This is a genomic window from Mesorhizobium sp. M7A.F.Ca.US.006.04.2.1 (genome assembly GCF_004022915.1).
Lineage (GTDB): Bacteria > Pseudomonadota > Alphaproteobacteria > Rhizobiales > Rhizobiaceae > Mesorhizobium > Mesorhizobium ciceri.
Window position 1 is genome coordinate 1 of sequence record NZ_RZQA01000698.1, and the last position, 3,505, is coordinate 3,505.

A 3,505-nucleotide genomic window follows, 5' to 3' on the forward strand; every position below is an offset into this window, starting at 1 on the left:
GCAACGCACTGATCGGCGCCGGCCAGCGCGCCGATGCCGGCGCCGATCAGTGCGTTGCGGCGGTCGTTGCCACCGGCAAGCAGGCCAAGGCTGGCACCCGCCAGGGCGCCAAGGCCGGCGCCGGCCGCCGTGTTGGAAATCTTCTGGTCGCCTGTATACGGATCGGTGGTGGTGCAGGCGCTCACGAGCACAGCCGTCGCCACGACGACGAGCACAGTCTTTTTCATAGGATGGTCCCTCTCCAAGTCACGCCTTGCGGTGGCGCCAAATCAGCCTTTCCCGCGACTTGTACCATGAATTGCGGCGAAAAGCGGAACGGCAAAAGCGCCGTTCACGGCTTTTCCCGAGAGACCAATACCCGGTGGTGGCGCCGCATCGCCGTGCCGGAATGGTTTGGATAAACTACCAGAGGTTCTTGCCGTCTATGACAACCACTTCGACCTTGTCGAGATCGAAATCATCGAACAGCCGCGAGTTGACGCTGATCTTGGGATTGTCGAAATCCGGCTCGCCTGTCGACCAGTCCGGCGTTTCGGTAAAGGTGCCGCAGCCGCAGGTGGCGCAAAAACCGTGCTTTACGGTCTTCGACCCCCAACGATAGAAAGAGACGTTCTCCATCGGGCTGGTGAGCTTGAATTGCGAAGGCACGTAATAGGCCCAGAGCGAGCCGCGTTTCGAGCAGAAAGAACAGGTGCATTGCGTCACCGTCTGCGGTGCTTGCGAAACCTCGAACGTCGTCGCCTTGCAATGACAGCTTGCCTTGATGGTCATCAACGAACTCCTCCTGTCGCGCCACCCTGTGCGGCAAAGGCAGCATAAAGAGGTGCTCCTGACAACTGTCTGTCAGCAAGCATCACCCGGCGCTACCGCGACAGGCTGGTCTCAGCAAGCCCGTCCCGTCACACGCGACCAGGCGGACTTCGGAATGCGTTCCTATCGTCAATAAGAGCGCGGCGGCACGAACAGGCAGATTGTCCTGCCGGCGTCGAGCCCCCCCTGGTGCGCGCACCAATGGAACTCGCCGTCCGGGCTGTCCTTGACACGCTTGTCGGTCATTGGAACGACCTCACCCGTTCCGGCGATGACATAGCCCTCGGGTTTCTCCAGCACTTCGCCCGTATGGGTCGTGCGACAATCATAGTTGGCGCAGCATGCGAACGGATAACTCCAGCCTTGTGGCTTTGCCGCCGTGGGCGTGGCGTCATGCGCGAAGGCAGGTGCCGTCAGCATTGCCATCGCGCCGATCGCGAACAGGGAAAACAAAAGTCGGCCAGCCGGTTGAACGGCATTGGCCGATCTGAGTGTGGCAGCAGACATGGAAACGTTCCTTTCAAACGAGCATCAAGCGTTTCGCTTGCCCGTTCCCGGAACGTATCTTCCCAGTGGCCGGATCGTCGGGTCGCAGATATGCCGCGTCCGGCCATAAATGCTTTTTCTCTCCCAGCCCTTGGATGCTGGGCTGATTCCTTGGTCGGCGCAAGAACATGCATTCCCGACATCGTTCTACAGACGTCAGGCATCCGCTACCGCCGACGAGATGAGGCCAAGGTCAATTCCCGGCAAACGGGCGTCGAATAAACGGGATTGGCCCGCTGTGGTTCCAGCCTATTGCTGGTCGGAGCCGGCAATCACGTGCTCTTGATACTGCGGCAGGTCATCGGTGATGGTGAACCAGCCCGCCTTCGAACCGACGAAGATGTGCCCGGTTGGACGAATGGATGGATCGTCGACGAGCGTTCCCATGGCGACATGGACGTAGGCGCCGTCGCGCACGAGCGAATAAAGCAAGGAGCCGCACCGGCAGCAATGCGCGTTGTGGCCGCTTTGGTCGCCGAAGATCAGGAGTTTGTCCTCGCCTTCGGTGAGGACAAACTTTTCACGCTCGATACCGGCGAAAGGCTTGAATGCCGAACCGGTGGTGCGCCGGCAGTCCGAACAATGGCAATTCGCGGCATAGAGGAATTCGTCGGCCACCTCGTAGTGAACCGCGCCGCAAAAGCATTTTCCGGTGAGCTTGCTCGGCACTCTCTCCTCCATTGCTGTGGTGCGCAGGGGTATGTTCAGATGAGGCCAGGCCAGCCTCACCTGAATATGGGCATATCCTAGTCCAGGTCCGCCACGGCTTCGCCGGCACCGCCTTCGATGCGCTGCGACAACGAGGCTTCCATGAAATCGTCGAGGTCGCCATCGAGCACGCTCGACGGGCTGGTGCTCTCGACGCCGGTGCGGAGATCCTTCACCAACTGATAGGGCTGCAGCACATAGGAGCGGATCTGGTGGCCCCAGCCGATATCGCTCTTCGATGCTTCGGTGGCGTTTGCAACCGCCTCGCGCTTCTTCAGCTCTTCCTCGTAAAGGCGCGAGCGCAGCATCTCCCAGGCCTTGGCCTTGTTCTTGTGCTGCGAACGTTCGGCCTGGCAGGCGACCGCGATGCCAGTGGCCAGATGCGTGATGCGCACCGCCGAATCGGTGGTGTTGACGTGCTGGCCGCCCGAGCCGGACGAGCGATAAGTATCGATGCGGACGTCGGATTCGGAGACGTCGATCTCGATCGTGTCGTCGATGACCGGATAGACCCAGACGCTGGCGAAGGACGTATGCCGGCGCGCATTGCTGTCATAGGGCGAAATACGCACCAGGCGATGAACGCCCGATTCCGTCTTCATCCAGCCATAGGCGTTGTGGCCTTTGATCATCAACGTGGCGGACTTGATGCCGGCCTCTTCGCCGTCATGCATTTCCAGCACTTCGACTTTGAAACGGCGCCGCTCGGCCCAGCGCGTGTACATGCGCAGCAGCATCGAGGCCCAGTCCTGGCTTTCGGTGCCGCCGGCACCGGCATGGATTTCGAGATAGGTGTCGTTGGAGTCTGCTTCACCCGACAGCAGCGTCTCGACCTGGCGGGCCTTCGCTTCGCCTTGCATCGAGCGGATCGCGGCTTCCGCCTCGGCGATCACGCCCTCATCGCGCTCTTCCTCGCCGAGTTCGATCAGGCCGATATTGTCTTCCAGCGCCTGCGTCAGACCTTTCACCGAGGCGATGCCTTCTTCGAGGCTCTGGCGTTCGCGCATCAGCTTCTGCGCTTCCAGCGGCTCGTTCCAGAGGCTGGCGTCCTCGGCGCGCACATTGAGGTATTCAAGCCGCTTTATGGCTTGATCCCAGTCAAAGATGCCTCCTCAGCAGGGTTATCGCCTGCCTGATCTCGTCGACAATATTCTGCGTTTCCGCGCGCATGGCTGGCTGTTCTGTCCTGTTTGCTGAAATCGGTCGGCGCGATACATAGGCACGCCGCCGCCGGCTGTAAAGCAAAATGGGCCGGCCCAAGGCCAGCCCATCCGCCCCTGAAAATCGTCAGTAGAGGCCGCCGCCGCCGGACTGGATAGCCTGATTGGCCTGCGGCGACAGCGCGCCACCGGTGGCATTTGAGCCGTCGGCGCCCATGCCGATCACCCAATAGCTGTCGGCGGGACCGGTGCCCGGCTTGAAGGCTTCGATGATGGTGCCG

5 protein-coding genes are annotated in these 3,505 nt (G+C 61.1%); all 5 read right to left on the minus strand.

Features of this window, described 5'->3' with window-relative positions:
• A partial coding sequence (locus EN925_RS28280) for a YMGG-like glycine zipper-containing protein (protein ID WP_245487326.1) occupies positions 1–227 on the minus strand: 227 nt, incomplete at its 3' end.
• Positions 228–402: 175 nt separating this feature from the next.
• Positions 403–771, minus strand: a complete 369-nt coding sequence (locus EN925_RS28285) for a GFA family protein (RefSeq protein WP_024503891.1) — start codon at positions 769–771, stop codon at positions 403–405.
• Positions 772–939: 168 nt separating this feature from the next.
• A complete protein-coding gene (locus EN925_RS28290; protein ID WP_013531369.1) occupies positions 940–1,317 on the minus strand; it encodes a hypothetical protein in 378 nt (125 codons plus the stop codon).
• 288 nt (positions 1,318–1,605) lie between these two features.
• Positions 1,606–2,025 (minus strand): GFA family protein, encoded by a 420-nt coding sequence (locus EN925_RS28295; RefSeq protein ID WP_127369660.1) that lies wholly within the window; start codon positions 2,023–2,025, stop codon positions 1,606–1,608.
• Between the two features lie 77 nt (positions 2,026–2,102).
• Positions 2,103–3,234, minus strand: a protein-coding gene (gene prfB / locus EN925_RS28300) for a peptide chain release factor 2 (RefSeq protein WP_013531367.1) whose coding sequence is annotated in 2 segments (ribosomal slippage) — positions 2,103–3,167 and positions 3,169–3,234 — 1,131 coding nt in all. Because the reading frame shifts where the segments join, the coding sequence is not laid out codon by codon here.
• Between the last annotated feature and the right edge of the window lie 271 nt (positions 3,235–3,505).